Genomic DNA, 20426 nt, shown 5'->3' with positions numbered 1-20426 from the left:
TAAAGATATAATGCTTAAACCATCATAATCAACCGTAGTTTAAATTTAAACTGTCTAGGTCAAATCATATAATAAAAAACAAGGAATTTTATGGCTATAACTATAACCACAGGCACCATTGATGATGTAACCGCAGTGAGTGAATATATCCCTGAACTACTAACAGCCATTGATAGTGACACTTTACGTAACCGTTTAGAAAACAAAAAAGCATTGATATTAGTAGCACATAAAGAAGATACATTAGTTGGTTTTAAAATTGGCTATGAGCTATCTAATACACAGTTTTATAGTTGGCTTGGTGGAGTGCATTTTAACTATCGTAGATTAGGTATTGCTAAAAAATTACTTGTCCAACAAGAAAAGTGGGCTTATGAACAAGGTTTTACCAATATACACGTTAAATCGATGAACCGGTTTCCTCAAATGCTAACTATGCTAATCACTAATGGTTATCACGTTTGTGGCTACGTTGATAAACAAAGCACAGAGCTAAGTAAAATTAAGTTTGTAAAACAACTAACAAAGTAAATGCAGGCACTTTATTCATCGTTATTTAACTTAGTGCCATGTAGGGTTATAAGTAAAAGCTAATTGCCACCTTTAATAGCAAGGAACCTCTATGTTTTATGATGATATGCAGGGATTATTACGTGTACTTACAATAGGTGTACTGGGTTATATTGCACTGGTGTTTTGGCTGCGTGTATCGGGTAAACGTACGCTTTCAAAGTGGAACGTGTTCGACTTTATAGTCACCATTGCGCTGGGCTCTATATTGGCGTCTGTTATTATTTCAAAAAGTGTTCCGTTAGCTGAGGGCATACTCGCCTTTGTAGTATTAATAGGGCTGCAATATATTATTACGTGGCTTAGTGTGCGCTCGTCAAAATTTGCTGCGCTTATAAAAGCAAAACCCACGTTATTACTAAGTGATGGTGAATACTGCACGGCTGCACTTAAATCGCAGCGCGTAACAAAGTCAGAAATTCGCGCCGCTATTCGTGGCGCTGGTATACTAGCCATAGAAGATGTTGCCGCAGTAGTGCTAGAAACTGATGGCAGTTTTAGTGTACTTAAGCAAAATAACAGCGGGTTAAAAACCGCGTTAAGTGATGTAAGCGGGCATTAAATTAATACGCTAATAGTTATATTAACTAAGGCAGGTATATTACCTGCCTTATTTTGTATTAAAGTTTATTTTTATTTAGCGTGTTGCTCTAATAAACTAAAGGTAGGTAAGCGCCATTTAAAGCGTATTGATGCCATACGTATTAAGTAGCCAGCAACAAGGCTTACAATAATGCTAATATTATCGTCAATATTGTAATGGTGTAGCGCTAAGTATAAACAGGCAACAAGTAACGATACACTCGCGTATAGCTCGTTATGTAATACCAACGGCGCTTGGCGACATATTAAATCACGCAGTAACCCACCAAAAACACCTGTTACAACCGCAGCCACTACACAAATACCGTAATGCAGCCCCATATTTAGCCCCACCTGGCAGCCAATAATACTAAAGGCTGCTAAACCAAGGGCGTCTAGGCGCATAAATATGCCTTTAAATTTAACCACCCATTTAGCAAGCCACGTAGTAACAATACCTGCAATACAGGTAATTAATAAATACTCTGGGTGTTGTACCCACGTAAGCGGGTAATTGCCTAGTAATATATCTCGTACGCTACCACCGCCAATTGCCGTGGCGCTGGCTACCAGCACTACGCCAAACCAATCCATTTTCATTCGTCCTGCGCTAAGTGCGCCGGTCATGGCTTCTGCGGTAATACCAATAATATAAACAACGGTTAGTAACATGAGATAATCACTTAAAATACGTGCGTAAAAATAAGGTGTGGATTGTATAGATAAATTAAGTAAATAACGAATGAAAAATCGTACTAAAAACGGTTAATTCAGATAGAAATAGCTAATGACAAAACCTAGTGTAAACAAGCTGTTAAGCTAATCGGTGAGTGCGCGGTAGTTAATATTAATTAAAGGACATTTGGCCGCAAATTATAAAAAATAAATGGCATTAAACTTAAATACTGCACAATGCAAAACTGTTATAAATAGCGATTTAAAACAAACTCTAGGATCATTCTCTGATCCCAATTTGTGCGGGGTAAATAGTGAGCTTGTTATACGTATTAATTATTTGATGATTCAGCTTCTAACGCCGCCAACCATTGTTCACTATTAGCGCCAACAACACACTCTCCGTTTACGCGCATTGATAAACGCATCATGCAACGAGTTGATACATCAGAAAACGTTTCTTTTGGTAAAAACTTAACAGAATTTACTAATGCTTGGCAGTGAGGGGCGCTTTGCTCTTTAAGGGTATAGTAAACCCACTTACCTTTTTTTTCTAAAGTGAGTAAACCTGCTTTATGTAGCATTTTAAGATTTCGAGAAACGTTATATTGCGTATCACCAATAACATCCATTGCTTCAGCAACATTAATACGCTGGCCAGCATCAACAACTAACCAAAATAACCTTAATCGGGTAGGATCTGATAACGCCTTAAGCGCATCAATATACATTTCATCCATTATGTACCTTCTTGATAATAATAAAATACCATAAAAATTTACAAACGGATTATACCAGAGCCTAAATAAAATTTCCTCAAAACTAACAGGCGCTAAGGCTGTGCTTTAAAATTTTACGTCATCAAAAAGATAGTAAAAGCACCACTTAAAAGTGGTGCTTACTAACTTACATAATGTATTGAAAAATTACACCGCCTGTTACTGCAGTAGTTAATATAATTAATACAAATGCTAATACAGCCTTTCTTTTTAATACCGAAGAAACTAAAGCAATTTCAGGTAAACTTGCACCCGTACCACCTATTATCAGTGCTAAAGCAGGGCCCATACCCATACCTTTTAAAATCAGCACATTTAAAAGCGGTATAGCCATTTCTATTCTCAAATAAAGCGGAATACCAATTAGAGCAGCAATAATAATGGATTTTAAATCTCCGCCACCTACGTATTTTTCAACTAATTCAGCTGGTAAATAAGCCGCCGATAAACCACTAATTAATGCACCCAATAACACATACGGAATAATCCTTTTAAATAAAGATACAGCAAATTTTAAAACATTTTTAAACTTATCAGAATTCGTAGTGTGCAATATTGCGGCACTATCTGAACTGCAGTCTGAACTGCAGCTTTTGCCGTTTGTAGCCAGCTCTAACTCATCACCTCGTCTTACTTCATTTTTCCATGGTGATTTTGATATTAACCACCCACCTATAACGGCGGCACTAAAGGTTAGTGCTAAATATATAGCTGTAACTTTAAAACCAAATGCAGCATATATCATTGCTAGTACAATAAAGTTACATAAAGGAGCTGAAATTAAAAAGCTTAAAATAGTACCTAGCGATGTACCCATAGTAGCCATGCCCATGGTTACAGGTACAACAGCAGCGCTACAAAAGGGGGTTAACATGCCAAAACTAGCTCCCAACAGCGAACCCCACTTATCATGCTTTGTTAATTTTGCTTGAAGTTTGTCCTGCGGAACAAACTCCCTAATCAACCCTGTCAAAATAGAAACAGCAGCAATAATTAATATTAAGCCTCCACCAACATGAATAAATTCATCTAGTGCAACCATCATTTTATCTGTATTCACAATAACCTCTAATGTATAAACCAAGTTTGAGGTTGCAATATAATCATACAAGCACAATTGCGCAAGTGTGCTTATGTGTTTTATTTTAAAAATAAATACATACTTCTAAAATCTTTATTTAGAGCAATAGCTTATAACTTAATAAAAAGTGATGGTAATAAATTAGGAACGTGTGCTAATGTTAAATAAGGAGTATTAAAATTGGCTAAAAGAAGTTTTTAAAGGTAAGAGTAAAAATGAACAAAGGATTGTTAAAGTCGTGGAAAACCGACAAAGGTTTTGATTTTATTAAATCAGACACCCTAGAACACGACACGTTCATACACATATCAGCGCTCAAACACATGAGCCGTAAGCCTAAAGTTGGCGATACCATTTATTTTGAAGTTGCAACACAGCCCGACGGTAAAACCAAAGCAGTTAACTGCCGCATAGAAGGCGTTGCAGAGCTTAAAGCCCCTTATCAAAAACACAATAACCAGCCGTACCGCATTGCCAAATCTAATTTTGCCAGTAGCTTTTTAGACAAAGTCGCCTCAATAAGTATTATCGCCGTACTTGGCTTCATCGCAGTAAATAAATACAACCATTATAAAAGTAACGAGCAATTTAATAACCAAACACCTGTTATTACCAACGCCGATTTAGCCACCTTTGATGGGCAATACCCAAAAACCGTGATTCCAAAAAACACCCATAATTTTACCTGTGGCGGCAGGCAATATTGTACTGAAATGCGCTCACGCGATGAGGCGGTATTTTTTATTAATAATTGCCCGAACACAAAAATGGATGGCGATGGTGATGGAAAACCTTGTGAGAACGATTCACGGTTTTAGCGGCTAGGGCATTTATAAGTTTTGTAGTCAAAGGTTAAGTAAAGATAGGATTTATTGCATGCTGTATGTAAATACAGTAATGCGAGGTTTGCCCCATAACATTATCAAAAGTCGTTATGGGGTTAAATTACAAAGGTTACTGATTAGCAATTGTAATTATCTGTTTATAAATGAGTTGGTTGGTGTGATTATCGAACAACGTAATATACGCCGTTTTGGGTGTTATAAACCACCTAAATTGGGTTCAAGAAGCTGTTAGTGTTTTTTTTAAGTTTAGTCGTTCATAAAAGGATTTTGTAAAATGATTGATGATTTAAGTCTGAGTAAGAATGTACAGTTTTATGAGCTCAATAAAGCACTTACTGTAAAATCTATCGAAGATACATTCAAAGAAATATCTAAAGATCGTGTAGGTAACTATCTTAAAAATAGTTATCTTGTAAGAAAAAAATATACAACAGCAACTGGTAACAAAGTTATCTACTCCATTGTTTCATATAAGATTGAAGCTGAACCTTCATTTTTATTTGGTACTACGGTTAAAGAACAAAAGTATGCTTATCTGCTATTAATTGAATGTGGTGATGCCTTAGCTATTCTTAAGAAGTATGTCGATTCACCTGAAAAACATTTTTCTTCTTTTATAGGTGAGTATGATTATGAAAAGTTCTGTCATTTTCACGGTAAAAAAAATCCTAAATACGAAAGAGTTACCATGAAAAATATGAGTATTTCTAATGCTGTAATAAGATCTCGCTCATTAGAAGCAAAAAGCTTAAATGGAATACTTTCATCAAATTCATCTAGTCGATCAATCCCAAGCAATTTTAGAATGAAAGTCGGTGAAGACTCATACACTTTAACACCTAGCACTTCTAGAGTGAGCCATAGGGATAAAAAGTCATCATTTGATGGCTTAATTGATTGGGTTATTGAAATTAAAAATGAAATTAAAATAACTAACAATGAAAGTGAATTTCTTCGTAATTTTGCATCCCCGATATGTTTGAAGGACATTGTAGACTTAGGCCATCAAGTCGTTGCTATTCTCATCGATTTGAGTGAGATTGAAACAAAGCTTTCTAATGGCAGCGCTGTTTTAAGCAAGGCTGATGGTAGCCAATTAAATCAGAGAGAAATTAACAAACTTTTTAATCGACTTAAGTCACCTATTTTAATTGATGGCAGCTTATTGAAAGTAAAGTGGATTACTCTACCGGGTAAAGTTTCATACTCCAAAAATTTAATTACAATCAGAAATACTAATCTTGACAAGATTCTTGTTACTGAAAATGGTGCGGAAACCTATACTATTGGTAGCTATATAAACAAGGAAAAGCCGTTTTCTGCTGTGTTCGACTCACCAAATTATTCATATTATTCAAAGTCATGTTTTGAAGATAAACACTTAGTTAATAACATTCAGTCTATACTTAATATTTTTGATGATAGTTATAACTTTACTGGTATAGCAAGCGAAAAAGAGAAGCCGCATCCAGCCAATTTAACTAGGTTTCCAGATAAGTCTCTATTTAGGAAAGTAGAAGATCAATATTGTGTTCCTCATAATATCGTTATCTGTGATGACATGAATGACGAATGGTCTGATCATATTGCTATAGATAGCAATAGCGATATTCCGTCTATATCTTTTATTCATTCTAAATTTACTAAGAAAGATACATATGGCGCTAGTGCTTTTCATGACGTTGTTGCTCAAGCATTAAAAAACATTGGCCGAACTCAAGCTGAAAAGCAATTATTTAAGAATAAATATGATAATGAGTGGCATAAAAATTATGAAAAAACCAATATTAGTAGGGTCACTGGTGCCGCTAATTGGCAAGATTTAGAAGTGGCTTTAGACGCAGTAAATCAAAACCCTAACTCTATAAAGAAAATTGTACTTGCAACACCTTTTTTGAGTAAGGCTAAATTGGCTGGAGAATTAAACAAATTGGCTTTGGGTCAAAAATGTAAACCTCACTATGTGCAGTTAATTTGGCTTATAAATACGTTTATAAGTTCATGCAAAGATTTTGGAGTACAAGCTCACATATTGTGTAAAAAATAGACGCATCTGGTTGATTCAGCAGGACAAAAACTTTTAGTTTTCCTCCTGCGTTGCTAATTATAAACAACTATTTTTTGCTACTGATTGAGGCGTTAATTTTACGGAGGAAAGATTGGCTTATAATTTCGATAAATGGAAATCTAGAATGAGTGATCGCCAAGATCTTTCATCCTCTCTAGTCCACTTGACTCGTGGTGCAACTGTTGATGGGCAAGAGTTTACTCCAGTAGATGTACTACTTAAAATTCTTCGTGAGCGAACCATTATTGGTAGCACGACAGATAGCGGCTTTATTCGAGGAACTAGAAGAGCAGTGTGCTTTCAGGATGCCCCTTTATTTTCTATTGCACAAAATCTAAAGTTTGAGAAAGAGCTAAGACAAACGGGTGCAACTAGAAAACGTTATTCTGGCTGTGGCTTGATATTCTCAAAATATTATTTATTCCAAAATGGTTGTAAGCCAGTCATCTATGACAAAGTTGAGGATGGTGAGCAATACTTATCCGATAATGAATTATATAGGTTGGTTAAATTTGATCTATCCAATACAGACAGTCTTATTGACTGGACGCATGAGCGTGAGTGGCGTATTCCAGATAACTTCGAGTTTCGTATTGATTGGAGTGGTATTGTTCTAGAAACCAAAGAGGATTACCGTGAGTTCATTCAAAAGTCATTGATTGAAGAAAACGAATGTATTCTAGAAAGCGTCTGTGGAATTATTGTTCTTGATGCACTGCTAATGTAAAAAGACAGATTCTATATGCTAGGCATTTTCAGTTTAAGCTGAGTTTGGTGTTTATGTTGCAATGGTACTGGTTAGGTGGCTGGTACTTTAATTGTTACAACCCTAAACGTAAAACATCGGCGCATATATGTAATACACGCCGATGTTTATAACTTATTTAAATAAGTACATTACTTGTAAGGTATTTGGCCTTAGTCTGCTTTACGGTAAAGGCTTATTAAGCATATCGCTAAAAGTAACGTTGCAATCATGCCTGAAGCACCAGCAACAGCTGATGGAAGAAATCCATCACGACCAAAGGTAATTAAAATACCATTGGCAAGCACTGCAACACCGCCTGCTAGGGCTGTAAGGCCGCCGATTGCTTTGCCACCTTTAGCTAAGTACGACAGGCCAAATACAAGTGCTGCTAACCCTAATAGTACCTTGGCTGCGTAGTAAATCATGAATGATAGAGACACCACGCCACCAATTAAAGGTTGTGCGCCTTCTACTGTGCCTGCAACTTTGCCAAATGTTGAAAACAACGTAAGTCCAATGCTCACTTGTACTATGTTAAGTACTGCACTAAACGCGATAGCCGACCAGCCTAGTTGTGCGTTTTTTGCTTGCACCATAGCTGTGCCTGCAAAGGCAACAAGTAAAGTAAATACCAGTGCTTCTAGTCCCCAAGCAACCTGTCTTGAAAAACTAATTTCAGCACTGTAAAGGGCTGAATAAATACCCTGTGATATCGCCAATACCAACAATAACGATGCTGTAATTAGGGTGGTGCGTTTATGTGTAAATTCCATTATGGACCTCTTTTGATTTTATATTTGACGCTTTCAACAGCTGTTGCGGATTTGAATGTATCAAACTGCTTAGTATTTGTATTAAATAGCGTTTATCGTTGTAGGTATAAGACAGGTAAAGCGAGTAAATTATTTCACTTAAACCTTTAAAAATAATAATTAATAACAAACAGGCTCAGGCTTTTAATTAAACCTAACTTTGCAAAGCCGCTTTGGTTTAGCCATGCATGTATCTAAAAGCGCAGTGCCTCATGCCCTCTTAGTAAATCAACATTTAATTACCAAGAGGGCACACATTTTGAGTATGTGGTTAAACGGCTTATTACTTATGGCGTTAAGATAAAAACGTAAAATGAGACCAGTCACTTAACGCTGTAATAGTTTGTTCTGTGGGAGGGGCAACATAGATCAAACCTGCAATGGCAATAATTGAAGCTAGCGTAATTAGTTTATTATCTAAGTCAGCTATTTTTAAAGCGGTTCCGAAAGAGCGTTTAATGGTGACATTACTTAAATCTACACTGTAAATTTCATCCAGTAATAAATGAATTAATCCGCCGAGTAAAATAAACCCACCCGTTAACCAAGCAAAGACGGCTGCTTGTGTGGTTGATTGGTCATTCAGTTTCCATGTTACTTGAGTCGTTAATAGCGCGCATAACAGTATAAATAGTAAAGAGTGGCAACTACCTCTGTGTACTGTGATCCATTCAAAAATAGGTCTAATAATGTATTTCATAAATCCGTAAACCAATAACGGCACTACGATTAACTCGATAAAGCTAATTTCAATAATGAGCTCGGTGGTTATGTAATGCAGTACCAGTAATACAGCGCTCAGTGCAAATAAGTTAAAAATAGTATCGAGTGATGTTGAGTTATCTGAATCTATATCTGGTAATAGGCCGCCAATTGAGCCTAAAAACCAAAGCCAGAGTGCGCCCTTTAAATCGATATGGCCTGCAGATAATAAAGTGGCCGAGCCTAAGCCTGTGATGATTACGGCAGTATTAAGATGAGTATTGAAGTTTGCCATTGTATCTCTTTATGGGAAAAAGTAGGGCATTCTATCAATTGAAAAGTTTATTGTTCAATATTCTTTTTAATTAGATTTTTTATTACTTTGATTAATTGCTAATAGTACAATTTTTATTCTGTATTGTGGTTGGTGGTGCAATCATGTTGTAATTTTTTTGATAAAAATCAATAATACAGATAGTTTTTATTGTCTATTGGCCTTTTGTGTTTTTAATAAAAGCCTAGCTATCAACTTATATAAAACGGCTTAACTGGAATTCACATGAACCAAAATAGATATAAAGCATCGTTTCCTGCGCCTAATATTGGTAGTGACTATTTTGTCTCATCAACTTGGAGCAGTTATGGTTTCTGGGCTTTATTAGCACTGACTCCGCTTGCTCATTACATGATGTACTATACCGAAGATGGTCTAGCGCATGGGGAAGATTTAAACACTTTAGTGTATGTAATACTTGGTGCTATTACCTTGTTTGTTTTAAATATTGCAGCCCAATCTATATGTTGGTTAGGCAGGCTTTTGGCAGTGGTTTGCTTTAGCATTAGTCTGTTTTTTATATTATTGCTTATTTACCTCAGTGTATATTCACACTTTCCAATTGCTTATTTAGGTGCTATTTCTTATTTTGGGTTAGCGGCTTATTTTTATAATAAAGACTATTTGAAAGCCATAAAAACATTATAGCATTTACTATGTAGTTACTAATTCACGCCATCTAATTTTTTATATCGTCATAAAAGGCAACTTTCCCTCGGCCTGTTTCTTTTACGTGATAAAGAGTTTTATCACCGTTGTGCATTAATTGATGTAGTTCATTACCATCATATGGGGCTATTGCAATTCCTATGCTTGCACCCACTGCGCATGTTTTTGTGTTTGAAATACTAACCTGCTGTTGTAGCTCATTTAGTAAGGCGATTGCTTTTTGTTGTGTTGCCGTTTTATCGTAGGTTTTAATTTGCTGCGCAACAATAAATTCGTCACCGCCTAGGCGGATACACATGTCGTTTTTTTCGTGAAAAAGTGTTTTAAATCTGTGCGCTATTTCAATTAGCACTTTGTCGCCGGCTTCGTGGCCGTAGGTGTCGTTAATGGGTTTAAACTTGTCTAAATCAATCATCATAAGCACTAAATGTTCATTGTGTTTAATACATTCACGTAGTGCTTTTTTAAGGCGTTTTTCACCGGCGCGTCGGTTTAATAAGCCAGTGAGTGGGTCGTGATCGGCTTCAAAGCGGGTTTGCTGTTCGCGTTCTGCGCGCTCGGTTACATCGTGTAAAATTACTTCTACTAGCTGCTCTTGTTTGGGGTTTCGTTCGTTATCTCTTTGGTCTGTTAACCTTACAAATAAACAATGAAACCATACCGTTTTATAGCCAACTTTACACTCTACATCTAAGGTGGTTTGTGGTGGGTTTTTAGCAGAGCGAATATCTGCCAGTAGGCTTTGTAATTCGTCTACATTGCTAAGTAACTCAGGAAAATGCAAGGTTGGTAATTCTTCTTCACCAGGTACGGTAAAGTAATGTTTAAATGCAGGGTTAAAGGTGGTGATAATGTTTTTGTCATCGAGTAAACAAATACCTGCGCTGGCTTGTTCAAAAATAAGTCTAAATTTAGCTTCTAGCTCTTGAGTTTTTTTACGCAGTGTTTGCTCATTACTAATAGTTAAATGTAGCTCGTGCATTAAGGCATTTATACCTTGGGTTAAACGGCTTATTTCGTCCCGCTTGCCTTGCTTGAAGGTTAGCATTTTAAGGGTTTCTGGCTCGCTTGGATTTATTTTAGCAAAGCTGTCGGTTAGGTTTTGAATAGGCTGTGTAAGCCAGCGCTGAACTACCAGCGATACAAAAAATGCGATAACAATGGATTGAATCAGCATTAAGATAAATTCTTTTATAAGCGCTGACTGTGCTTGTTGTTCAATAAAGTTATCATCAGGGTATATGGCAAGTACACCTATAAAAGTGTCTTCTATAAAAGGGTGAACTAATTTAATTAAAACAGCTTCATTTTTTTTGTTAGTAGATCCTTTTGCTATAAATAAATCCATCTCTCCTTTAGGGTTTACTTCTCCTTCTAGGCTTGCGCCTTGCACTAAGTCGTTACTGAGTAGGCCGTTAATAATTTCTTGGCTTAATTCACGGTCGTTTAGGTAGGCTGCTATGGCGGCTGTTTTTTCCATTGTTTGCGCTAACTGTTGAACGAGTAAGTAATTTGTATTTTTTTTCTCTTTAAAGCCTGAGTAATAAGAGAGCATAGACGAGACTAAAGACACAACAATAGCAACTAACGCAATTGATATAGCGACGCGTATGTAGAGTTTTTGGCTAATAATTTTAATCAAATGTGTATACCACTTTTACTTCATCTGTAACTTGCGATAGCGGAATGTAGCCAATTGCAAATTGTGATGCTGCTATTTTGTTTATTGCGTCTTCTACCGATGTTGAAGGAGTGGGTGGCTTTGCGCGCCCTGAAAATAAAAGCCTTGCCCAATAAGCATTAATTTTTTGCTCATTTTTGTTGACCAGCTGCAGGTAAAAGTCGTTTTTTAATGTTGATTGCGCGGGCAAATCAAGCGGTTTTGAGGTCTCACCATCAGGGAAAGTTAAATACCTGCCCATGTAAATATCAATAATTTCTCGTTTTGATAATGCGTTAATCGCATTGCTTTTATTAACCACGACTACAAACTCTGTAGATTTAGCATAAAAGCTCATAAAAAGCAGGCACAAGGGCAGCAATGCAGTTATAAAAAAGTTGCGAGGGCTCATCATTAAAACACCATACTAGCATTTAGACTAAGTATATGTACTTTGTGGCCCTCATCAACATCTGAAGGGTTGCTAAGACTCCATAAGCCAGCGCCTTGAGGCTTTATATCAAAGCGGTCTAACTGGGCTTTTAATGCTATGCGCTCAGACAGTTGCCATTTTACGCCTACGTTAATTGAGTGTTGGTGAACATTGGTAACTTTAACAGCAGACTGACTGGCAACTGCGAGTTGTTGTATAGGCACTGAAAATTGCTCGGGAGTGCTTGGCGGAAAAGCAGGATCGTTTACTTTTATTACGTGATGTCGGTGTTTAGCCGCTGTAAAACCTGTATAAAATATTGCGTTATCTACACGGTAACCTGCACTAATGTAGCCACTAAGAACTGACGGAGCAACTATCCAATCGGATTCTGAAATACCCATCTCAGATTGGATTAGCCAATTGTTGTGATCGTAAGTAAGCCCAAATGCGGCGTATTCTATACTGTTGCCTTTGGTGTTAAATTTGTTTGATATTTTTTGCGCTTGCGGCCATATACTTTGTGGTATTGCGTTGAGTGCGGCTAAATACTCATCTAAGGAGGTTAACTTATAATCTCCAAAGTCTGACTTTGATAATGAAAAACGCATAGTCCAAGCATCTAAAGAGTAGGTTGCGCTAAAAGTTGTTAAGTTATCAAAATCAATAAAAAAGTCGTCATTATAGGCTTGTAGCTTGGCTGTTGTACTACCATAAGCAAGTTTTAAACGTAAAAAACCGTCGTTAATTGCTTTGCTGTATTCAACATCTACACCATCGAAATTTCCTGCAATGTTTGCAAACGAGTAGTGCGAATGAGGCGGGCGCACCCATAAGTAGGCATATCCTACGTAAGGGTATTCCGATAGTAAGTAAAGGTCACTATTTAACCTGCCTGCACGAATAGCCCAATGACGGGTAGGGCGATAGCGCACAAAGGCGAGCTCTAAAAAATTATCAAAGCTTTTAAAGGCATGATCTTGAATAACTACTTGAAACACAGAGTCCCAATTTTTGGCCAATGATATATTAGCCTGCCCACCTAAAATTGAATCTCGCGTTGCTGAAAAACCAGATTCGTTGACATTTGAATAACTCGATGCAAAGCCAATATCTGAATCGTCCGTGTAGCTGAGTGTTAAGGATGCAAAACCGCTAAATTGCACGTCTACTTCATCTGCATAGCTTTTATTAGCAGCGGAAATTACCAATATAGCTATGGCAATTGTACCTCGGAACAACATGTTAGCGCTTATTTTTATGATATAGATAGTAAAAAGATAGCACAGTTTATTAAATTACCAACTTAAGCATTACAGTGGCTTATCAATTAAATACAAAAAAAACATGACATCCCCCTAAATTTGTACTTTGTTAAGCGAAGTACTGGGACATAAGAAAAGCAAGGCGGAAAATTTGTGTTATCTATTGTTATAAGTGACGACAATATAGATTATGAATAGGGCGGTTTTTTGATATTACTAAATTTAAAACGTGTTGGTTACTGGATGAGCTTTATTTTTATAAGGCTGCTTAAATTAGGCAGCCATTTGTATTTAAAACGTTAAAAGCGATTATTTAAAATGGTGCATAACTATCATTTGGTTTGTTTGGGTTAGTCCAGCGCTGTTTAGCATCAACAGGAATGCGTGGTGCACCTTTTGCTGGTAATCGACCGCGCTCCCCATACAACCACAATACAAAGTTAGTTCGCTCGCCACTGGTAATAGGCTTGGCTGCGTGTGCAATATTGCCTCGATGTAACATGGCAGTACCAGGCTTAAAGGTAAGTGATTTAATGTCACCTGTGTACGGGTGATAAAAGTCCACTTGTGACCCTGTAAACTCTTCGCCTGGTAAGTTTAAGTTAATGTTAAGCGTTACAGCTGATGCGTCGGTATGTGGGCGAATTGACGAATCTGTATTTGGCTCATAATAAATTGAAAAGCCAAATGTTTGTGTATCAAACCCCATAACCTCCGGGAACAGCATACGTGAAATAGGGCGCATATAAGTGTTTAGTATTTCGTTATAAAATGCTTGAAAGCTTGGCGCGGCTAAATAACCTTCTGATCGGCTATCAAGCATGGCCCCACGGCGATTTAACACTATGCCGTATGGCGGGCGCATAGGAATTTGCGAATTCCATACTTGTTCTAAATATCCGCGTAATACAGCTAGGCGCTCAGGATCAAAAAATTGAAATTGAAACACATCAGGGGCTACTTCGTGTAATAACGCTTTTACGGTCAGCTCTTTTGATGGATCTTCCCATGCTTGCTTTACTGCTTCATGGAGGTTTTTATCAAGTAGTGTGTCGTCAAGCGTAAACGTTGAGCTATCTATTGATGTGGCTTCCCATTCGCTCCACGCGTTTGTAATTAGGTCAGTGTTGTTTATCCAAAAGTTTTGTACTGCTGGTTCACGGTAAAGCATGGCTTGTCGTGTTGGTAACTCTAGAGCACGCGCTAGTTGTAATTGGTTGGCAAACATTTTTGTGTAACTCCAGTTGTTGAATTTCGTTTATATCAATTTAGGAGTGCAATTTATTGCATTTGATTTAGTAGATAAACAGCCTGCTTTAGGAAACAGAATATACTATTTATTGATAATGAAAGTTTGTATACTTTTTGAAGCAGAGAAAGCTAGTTTTGTAGATAAACATAAGGCTGCACAATATGCAGCCTTATGTTTATGTAATTTAAGTTGCTTAATAAATACTAGTGAGTTGCTCTGTCGCCCCAAATTTCTTCTAGGCGGCTGTCGCGACCACAACGCCAACGATAAGTGTTGTATCGGATTGGATTGTTTTTGTAATAATCTTGATGAAAGCTTTCCCTCCCTTTTATAGGGTAAAAGGTGCTTGCGTTTAGTATAGGTGTAACCACAGTTTGATTAGGGAACTCGGCAACTACTGCTGCTTTTGTTTTTTCAGCTAATTTACGTTGTTCGTCGTTTTGTACAAATATAGCGCTTAAGTAACTAGGGCCTTTATCGCAAAATTGGCCTTTGGCATCAAAGGGATCAATATTAACCCAGTAATGATCAAGTATGCCCTGATAGCTTACTATGGCCGGATCGTAAGTAATTTCTACAGCCTCGTAATGGCCTTTATGATTACCATTGTATGTCGGGTTTTTAAGTTTACCGCCAGTAAAGCCCGATATTACATCGGTTACGCCTTCTAGCTTTTCAAAGTCACTTTCCATACACCAAAAACAACCTCCAGCTAGAACGGCTTTTTCGGTTTTAGCTGCATGGGAAAATGTACTAAACAAAATAACGGCAGATGTTAATGCAAGCGTAAGTGATTTTTTCATAAAATTATCCATCTGTACTGTGAGTTTATAAATACTTATAAAGTTAGACCCGCTAAGTGCTAATACAATTTCATTGTAGAGGGCTGGCCAACTTATCTATGGTGAAAAATATTGTACTTTGACAAGTTTTATAGGGATAAGGCTAGTAACAAGATCACTATTTAAGTTAGTAGCATGGTTTAATTGGGTTAGCCAAGTATGCGTTATTTAATGGGGTGTTGAATTATGCTTACGTGTTCATTAAAGTGACAACATTCGTGATATAAATTAGCAGGTGATAAATGAACCAGTTAACAGAAACATCAATAAGCTGCCCTTATTGTGGAGAAAGTATAGAAGTATTACTTGATGCAGCAGATATTGATGAGCAATACATAGAAGACTGCCAAGTATGCTGTAAGCCTATTTCGTTTGTGGTATTTGAAAATGATGACGAGCTAAACGTTAATGTTTACAGCGAAGACGATGCATTTTAACTCGTTAATTAGATAGTAGGCTGCAAAATTGCAGCCTTTTTACTGTGTATGTGTTTGGTTAGCTATTTTGCTCACGCGCTAATTGGTTAGGAAGAAGTTCTTCTACTATTTCGCGTGCTGGAAGCGTATAGCGTGTGCCGTCAAACATTACTGAGGTAAACTCGTTAATATTAGTAATGCCTGTTAAGGTCCAGCCTTCGCCGCGCTTTGGGCAATATACTGTGGTAGTGGGTTGTATTACTTTAAAATCGTCACTCATTACGTTCTCTTACTCTTTTTGCTTTAAAGATAATGCTTGTTAATGGGGTATGGTAAGTTAATAATGCGTGCCCATAAAGAGCTAATTTAACTAACCACTTAAATAAAATGTTTAACACCACAAAGCTTGAGCGCGTTACGCTACGTTCAGTTACCCACAAACACGCAGCGTGTTTATTTAATATTTTAAATCACCCGCACGTGTCAGAATTTAACGACTACGAAACACCACTTAGCAAAACGCAAATCAAACAATTAATACAAGATGATATTAGTGCATATTACGAAGGCGAAGTGATTAGAGTCGCAATTGAACATAATATATCTGGAAAGTTAATGGGTACTTGTGGGCTTTATAATTTAACCCCGTGTAAAAGTAGTGCGTTTATAGGATTTGAGCTGCATCCTGACTTTTGGGATAAGGGCGTAATGTTTGAAGTGGTGACCGGTTTTATTGAAACTCTAGTTAAGCATATTCCGCTTAAACATTTGTCTGCTGAGGTGAGTGCACATAATGCACGTTCCCATAATTTACTTATGAAACTGGGCTTTAGTTTAAGAGAAAATTCTATTTGGCATAAATCACTTTAACTCAAGACGGCAATTATAAGTGCTTATCTTTTTTCAATCCTCAATCCTTAAAGCTCAGTAAATAAAATACAAAAAATAGCGGCTTTCTATTATAGTTAAGCGTAAGCAAATGAATTTGTTACCCGTGTTTTATTAAACATTTACGCTTAACAAGGATTTTATATGCTAGAAAAACTCTCTCAAGATGCGCTTGTAATTTGGGCGACCATTGACCCAATAGGCACTATGGCGCTGTTTGCTGCGCTTACTTCTCATTTAACTGATCAACAACGTCGTAAAACTGCATTTAAAACGGTGCTTTATGCCGGGGGCGTATTATTGGGTTCTATTTTAATAGGGCAACTAATACTTAATGCGATGGGAATTAGGTTGGTGTCGTTTCAGTTAGGGGGCGGAATTATATTGTTTTTGTTTGGCCTGCAAATGATTTTTGGAAACGATTCTAACAAAGCCAAACAAGACCCCGACCACGATATAGCCGTGTTTCCGCTTGCTATACCTGCAACGGCGACTCCTGGCGCTATTTTGGCGGTAATACTACTTACCGATAACCACATACACCCAATTACTACTCAAATAGGCACAGCGCTTGTTACACTTGGTGTGTTGGGTATTACCTTAATACTGTTGCTGCTTTCGGGTAAAATTATTAAGCTAATTGGTACTGGCGGCGCGTCTATTTTAACGCGAGTGATGGGCATGATTTTAGCCGCGTTTTCGGTTGAGCTTATTATGACCGCGCTTGAAATAAAACAATGGGTTAAGCTCGATTAAATAACTCCTAAACATTGAAAGGAATGCCGTATGGCAATAAAAATAACAAAACACTATATTATTAATTTAAGTTTAGCCGTAGTCATTTTTGCTATTGGTATTTTAGCTATACGTTATTATAACCATTATGTATCGGCCTATACAGATGTAACAATTAACTCAAGCGTGCTTAATGAGTCGCGCAAAGTGTTTATAAGATTGCCCGCTAATTACAATCCTAAAAAAGCGTATCCGTTAATTATTAAAACCGATGGTAACTTTAATTTAGATACATGGGATAAAGCACTTACAAAACAAGCTAAGAGCGAAAAAGGGGATAAGGCTATATTGGTGTCTATTCCTAATTTGTTTTTTACAGATACACGTAATCGCGATTTAGTACCTCCTTATGCCCGCCAAGATGTAAATACACAAGCGCGTCCAGAGCATGAAACACTTATTGAACCAAATGGTGAAGCCGACAAGTTTTTAGCGTTTATTGAAACTGAGTTACTCCCTTATTTATCAGCAAAATATAAGCTTAGTAATAACCGTGTATTAAGTGGTTTTTCGGCAGGTGGTAGCTTTGTGCTTTATACACTGCATACAAAGCCTGAATTGTTTAATGGCTATTTTGCTTTTAGCCCAGCGGCTTGGTATGACGATATGACCGTAGTTAATAATTTAGAAGCGTTTTTAAGTGCTCAAGATAACAAAGTTAAATCGTCTACTTATTTATATCTTTCGGTGGGTGGGGCAGAGCATCCGCTAATGTTAAAAGCGTTTAGTAATTTAGAGGCCGTTTTAACAGCCAACCCTAACAATAACCTTGTGTGGCAAAGTGCTATAAACAAAGGTGCTGAGCATTCAGATAATCCATCAATTAGTGTGGCTAAGGCATTGGCTGGTTATAGTACGTTTATTAAAAAGTAGGTTAGATAGGTTTAAGCGACAACTGTATACATATACAGTTGTCGTTATTTCATCTATTTATGATAACGAATCAACTTTATAACACTTTACTTAGTTCAATATTATTAACGACTTACAAAAAAAGGTAGGTTTAAATTATTTTTTCACAGCAATCATATGCACTGTTTTTATATACAGCACATGACTATTGAATTAGAATACCGTCAGTACCCATGAGCATATACACATCTATTTGTTACTGGTTTTAATCAGCCTTTAGCCTTTGTGATCAGCAATAAGCAGTGTAAGTACTTTGCTATTTCAATATAGTTTCAGCATCTTTTTATACTCTTAATGCAGTTAATATAAATTGGCTGGTGGCTTTACAGTAAAAGAACACATCATACTAAATGTTACTATAAGGCTAAACTTAGCAATAGAGTCAAATTAGAAAAAAGTAATCAAAATAATAAAGCCTGCGGTAACTACATCCACTAAAAATATAAATGCCGAGTGTGGACTATGAGTGATTAATTAAAGTTTTCCTCGCTCATTTTAATGAGCAGCAAAATGGTAAACGTAAAAAATAGGGGCATCGTGAATGGTGCTATTACAAATTAAAAAAGCAGATACCAATTCGGCTGTTAATGCCTTTTTTGAAATAGCCTTAAATGCAAAATTGAGTATTGAAAAAAGTATGGACAAATAAAAAAAGCCCAGTTAAAAAAGTTAAAAGGGCTAAAAGGGTTGTGCTTAGGGAAGTTGTAGTCGTTTTATAAACTTATATTTAAAACTTATATCTAAAACCAAATGCTATGCCGTCATCTTCCGACTGCTCCATTTGTGCTTGTTGATCGTCGTTATCGCTTTCAAAGTCACTAAAGTCTTTACGCGCTTCTACGTAGGCAATAGTGTCTTCGTCAATTAAGTAGTGAAGGCCAATAACAGCAAACTGACGCTTAAATATATCGTCTGGGTCGGCGTTAAAGTTTGGCTGAATTACGTAATCATCACCGGCATCAAACACGTTGTAGGCAATAAAAGGGCGAAAATCGTTATCAAAGCGGTAAGATGCAAATGTTTCTACACCGATTGCGTCTTTAATTAAGCGACCAATGTTATCTGTGTCGTGGTTTTTATTTTTATTTACGTTGGCTGCAACGTATAGGCCGGGCTCATCAATGTTGCCCCACATAATACCTGCACCATAAATTAAATCTTCAACATTGCGAGTAGAACCATCGCCAAACGTTAAATCAAACTCACCACGGTTAACACCTGCTGTAAGTGTTAGCATGTCAGTTGGGGTATAAGTTACAGACGCACCAAATGTGTAATTAAATTCAACTTCTTGGGCTGCACTATCGCCAGAGTTCCAAAGTGCTTCACATTCTTCTTCTGAAATGTCGGTTACGTCACAGGTATAAAATTCGCTGTTTTTAAGCTGCGCTTGTACTGCAAAACTAAAATCATTATAGCTATTGCGGTACTGAACTAATTTATCTCCACGGCCAGTGCCATTAACAGCGCCATCGTCTTTGTTATAGGTGTAAACACCAGCCGCATTACCATCCCATACAAAGCTATTATTTGTGCCGTAAACTACGTCGTACCATGCACCCCATTGTTTACCAATGGTAAGTTGGCCATATTTTTCGTGCGAAAGCCCTGCGTAACCTAAACGGTTGTATAAAAACTCATCCTGGATAGACTCAAAACGGTTGTTATAAATAATATCGCTGCTGCCCACAGGGTTTACACCCCATTCTACGAGTGCGAGTGCAGTCCAGTCTTTCTTAAGCTTTCGGGTAAATCCAAAGTTAATGCGCGAGGTACCGTTAACAACTTCGGTTTCGTTTTGTGTATTAATTACACGCACATCAAGATATCCACCAACTTCAACAGTATTTTTGTCATCTTTGTATAATTCTACTGCCGAAACAGCGGGTGCGAATACAATACTTGCGCTAATAAGCGTCGCTAATTTTTTGCTCATCTTGTGTGTTGCCCTGTGTAAATTGGTCAATTTTTTACGTAGGTAAAAATTCAGATTCGAAGACTAACAAAGCAATAAACGGCTCAAAAGTGAAAAATACTCAATAAAATTAATCGTTAAACTTAACGGATATTCACTAAAGGTTAATTTTGTTTTTCAGGT

At 37.0% G+C, this 20426-nt stretch carries 22 protein-coding genes; 10 read left to right on the top strand and 12 right to left on the bottom strand.

Annotated elements, in window-relative coordinates; all coding sequences use genetic code 11:
- The first annotated feature begins 90 nt into the window (after positions 1-90).
- On the top strand, positions 91-531 hold the full coding sequence (locus JG479_RS08095; protein WP_197120959.1) for a GNAT family N-acetyltransferase: 441 nt from the start codon (positions 91-93) through the stop codon (positions 529-531).
- A gap of 91 nt (positions 532-622) precedes the next feature.
- Entirely contained in the window at positions 623-1132 is a 510-nt protein-coding gene (locus tag JG479_RS08090) for a DUF421 domain-containing protein (protein WP_197120960.1), read from the top strand.
- 71 nt (positions 1133-1203) lie between these two features.
- Here the strand turns inward: JG479_RS08090 and JG479_RS08085 are convergent, their stop codons facing one another.
- The 3 genes from JG479_RS08085 to JG479_RS08075 form a co-directional block, all read right to left on the bottom strand.
- The gene (locus JG479_RS08085; RefSeq protein WP_007586765.1) at positions 1204-1824 is read right to left on the bottom strand and encodes a trimeric intracellular cation channel family protein; all 621 of its coding nucleotides are present in this window, start codon (positions 1822-1824) and stop codon (positions 1204-1206) included.
- 335 nt (positions 1825-2159) lie between these two features.
- Positions 2160-2567: an ArsR/SmtB family transcription factor gene (locus JG479_RS08080; RefSeq protein WP_200220299.1), complete on the bottom strand. Its 408-nt coding sequence runs from the start codon at positions 2565-2567 to the stop codon at positions 2160-2162.
- Between the two features lie 166 nt (positions 2568-2733).
- On the bottom strand, positions 2734-3666 hold the full coding sequence (locus JG479_RS08075; protein WP_234047891.1) for a permease: 933 nt from the start codon (positions 3664-3666) through the stop codon (positions 2734-2736).
- A gap of 236 nt (positions 3667-3902) precedes the next feature.
- Between JG479_RS08075 and JG479_RS08070 the strand changes: the two genes are divergently transcribed.
- The 3 genes from JG479_RS08070 to JG479_RS08060 all read left to right on the top strand — a co-directional run bounded on the left by JG479_RS08070 (position 3903) and on the right by JG479_RS08060 (position 7327).
- Positions 3903-4505, top strand: a complete 603-nt coding sequence (locus JG479_RS08070) for an excalibur calcium-binding domain-containing protein (protein WP_200220298.1) — start codon at positions 3903-3905, stop codon at positions 4503-4505.
- A gap of 301 nt (positions 4506-4806) precedes the next feature.
- Positions 4807-6579, top strand: coding sequence for a hypothetical protein (locus JG479_RS08065; protein WP_200220297.1), 1773 nt, complete (start codon positions 4807-4809; stop codon positions 6577-6579).
- 145 nt (positions 6580-6724) lie between these two features.
- On the top strand, positions 6725-7327 hold the full coding sequence (locus tag JG479_RS08060; RefSeq protein WP_200220296.1) for a hypothetical protein: 603 nt from the start codon (positions 6725-6727) through the stop codon (positions 7325-7327).
- Between the two features lie 191 nt (positions 7328-7518).
- On the opposite strand, the gene JG479_RS08055 is transcribed toward JG479_RS08060, so the two are convergent.
- Both JG479_RS08055 and JG479_RS08050 read right to left on the bottom strand, forming a co-directional pair.
- Entirely contained in the window at positions 7519-8121 is a 603-nt protein-coding gene (locus JG479_RS08055; protein ID WP_002962652.1) for a hypothetical protein, read from the bottom strand.
- 334 nt (positions 8122-8455) lie between these two features.
- Entirely contained in the window at positions 8456-9157 is a 702-nt protein-coding gene (locus JG479_RS08050) for a metal-dependent hydrolase (RefSeq protein ID WP_200220295.1), read from the bottom strand.
- A gap of 264 nt (positions 9158-9421) precedes the next feature.
- Between JG479_RS08050 and JG479_RS08045 the strand changes: the two genes are divergently transcribed.
- Complete coding sequence (locus tag JG479_RS08045; RefSeq protein ID WP_039487900.1) at positions 9422-9844, top strand: hypothetical protein; 423 nt, start codon at positions 9422-9424, stop codon at positions 9842-9844.
- A 31-nt stretch (positions 9845-9875) separates the two neighbouring features.
- Here the strand turns inward: JG479_RS08045 and JG479_RS08040 are convergent, their stop codons facing one another.
- The 5 genes from JG479_RS08040 to msrA all read right to left on the bottom strand — a co-directional run bounded on the left by JG479_RS08040 (position 9876) and on the right by msrA (position 15278).
- The gene (locus JG479_RS08040) at positions 9876-11507 is read right to left on the bottom strand and encodes a sensor domain-containing diguanylate cyclase (RefSeq protein ID WP_200220294.1); all 1632 of its coding nucleotides are present in this window, start codon (positions 11505-11507) and stop codon (positions 9876-9878) included.
- A complete protein-coding gene (locus JG479_RS08035) occupies positions 11500-11940 on the bottom strand; it encodes a hypothetical protein (protein ID WP_200220293.1) in 441 nt (146 codons plus the stop codon). Before JG479_RS08035 ends, JG479_RS08040 begins: the two co-directional genes overlap by 8 nt.
- Positions 11940-13202, bottom strand: coding sequence for a hypothetical protein (locus tag JG479_RS08030; protein ID WP_200220292.1), 1263 nt, complete (start codon positions 13200-13202; stop codon positions 11940-11942). Before JG479_RS08030 ends, JG479_RS08035 begins: the two co-directional genes overlap by 1 nt.
- 334 nt (positions 13203-13536) lie before the next feature.
- On the bottom strand, positions 13537-14451 hold the full coding sequence (locus tag JG479_RS08025; protein ID WP_200220291.1) for a 2OG-Fe(II) oxygenase family protein: 915 nt from the start codon (positions 14449-14451) through the stop codon (positions 13537-13539).
- 227 nt (positions 14452-14678) lie between these two features.
- Entirely contained in the window at positions 14679-15278 is a 600-nt protein-coding gene (gene msrA / locus JG479_RS08020) for a peptide-methionine (S)-S-oxide reductase MsrA (RefSeq protein WP_039487894.1), read from the bottom strand.
- Between the two features lie 281 nt (positions 15279-15559).
- On the opposite strand from msrA, the gene JG479_RS08015 reads away from it, so the two are divergent.
- Positions 15560-15754, top strand: a complete 195-nt coding sequence (locus tag JG479_RS08015; protein ID WP_002962627.1) for a CPXCG motif-containing cysteine-rich protein — start codon at positions 15560-15562, stop codon at positions 15752-15754.
- Positions 15755-15812: 58 nt separating this feature from the next.
- Here JG479_RS08015 and JG479_RS08010 read toward each other — a convergent pair whose 3' ends face one another.
- Positions 15813-16013, bottom strand: coding sequence for a hypothetical protein (locus JG479_RS08010; RefSeq protein ID WP_002962626.1), 201 nt, complete (start codon positions 16011-16013; stop codon positions 15813-15815).
- 107 nt (positions 16014-16120) lie between these two features.
- On the opposite strand from JG479_RS08010, the gene JG479_RS08005 reads away from it, so the two are divergent.
- The 3 genes from JG479_RS08005 to JG479_RS07995 all read left to right on the top strand — a co-directional run bounded on the left by JG479_RS08005 (position 16121) and on the right by JG479_RS07995 (position 18289).
- Complete coding sequence (locus tag JG479_RS08005; protein ID WP_200220290.1) at positions 16121-16603, top strand: GNAT family N-acetyltransferase; 483 nt, start codon at positions 16121-16123, stop codon at positions 16601-16603.
- A gap of 162 nt (positions 16604-16765) precedes the next feature.
- Positions 16766-17377 (top strand): MarC family protein, encoded by a 612-nt coding sequence (locus tag JG479_RS08000; RefSeq protein ID WP_033029579.1) that lies wholly within the window; start codon positions 16766-16768, stop codon positions 17375-17377.
- Positions 17378-17407: 30 nt separating this feature from the next.
- Positions 17408-18289: an alpha/beta hydrolase gene (locus JG479_RS07995; RefSeq protein ID WP_039487887.1), complete on the top strand. Its 882-nt coding sequence runs from the start codon at positions 17408-17410 to the stop codon at positions 18287-18289.
- 766 nt (positions 18290-19055) lie between these two features.
- On the opposite strand, the gene JG479_RS07985 is transcribed toward JG479_RS07995, so the two are convergent.
- On the bottom strand, positions 19056-20264 hold the full coding sequence (locus tag JG479_RS07985; protein ID WP_188160771.1) for a porin: 1209 nt from the start codon (positions 20262-20264) through the stop codon (positions 19056-19058).
- Positions 20265-20426 lie beyond the last annotated feature (162 nt).

Source organism: Pseudoalteromonas sp. LC2018020214 (assembly GCF_016598755.1).
GTDB lineage: Bacteria > Pseudomonadota > Gammaproteobacteria > Enterobacterales > Alteromonadaceae > Pseudoalteromonas > Pseudoalteromonas distincta.
The sequence above is the reverse complement of the archived record's forward strand: the minus strand, read 5'-3'. Positions and strand labels throughout refer to the sequence as shown.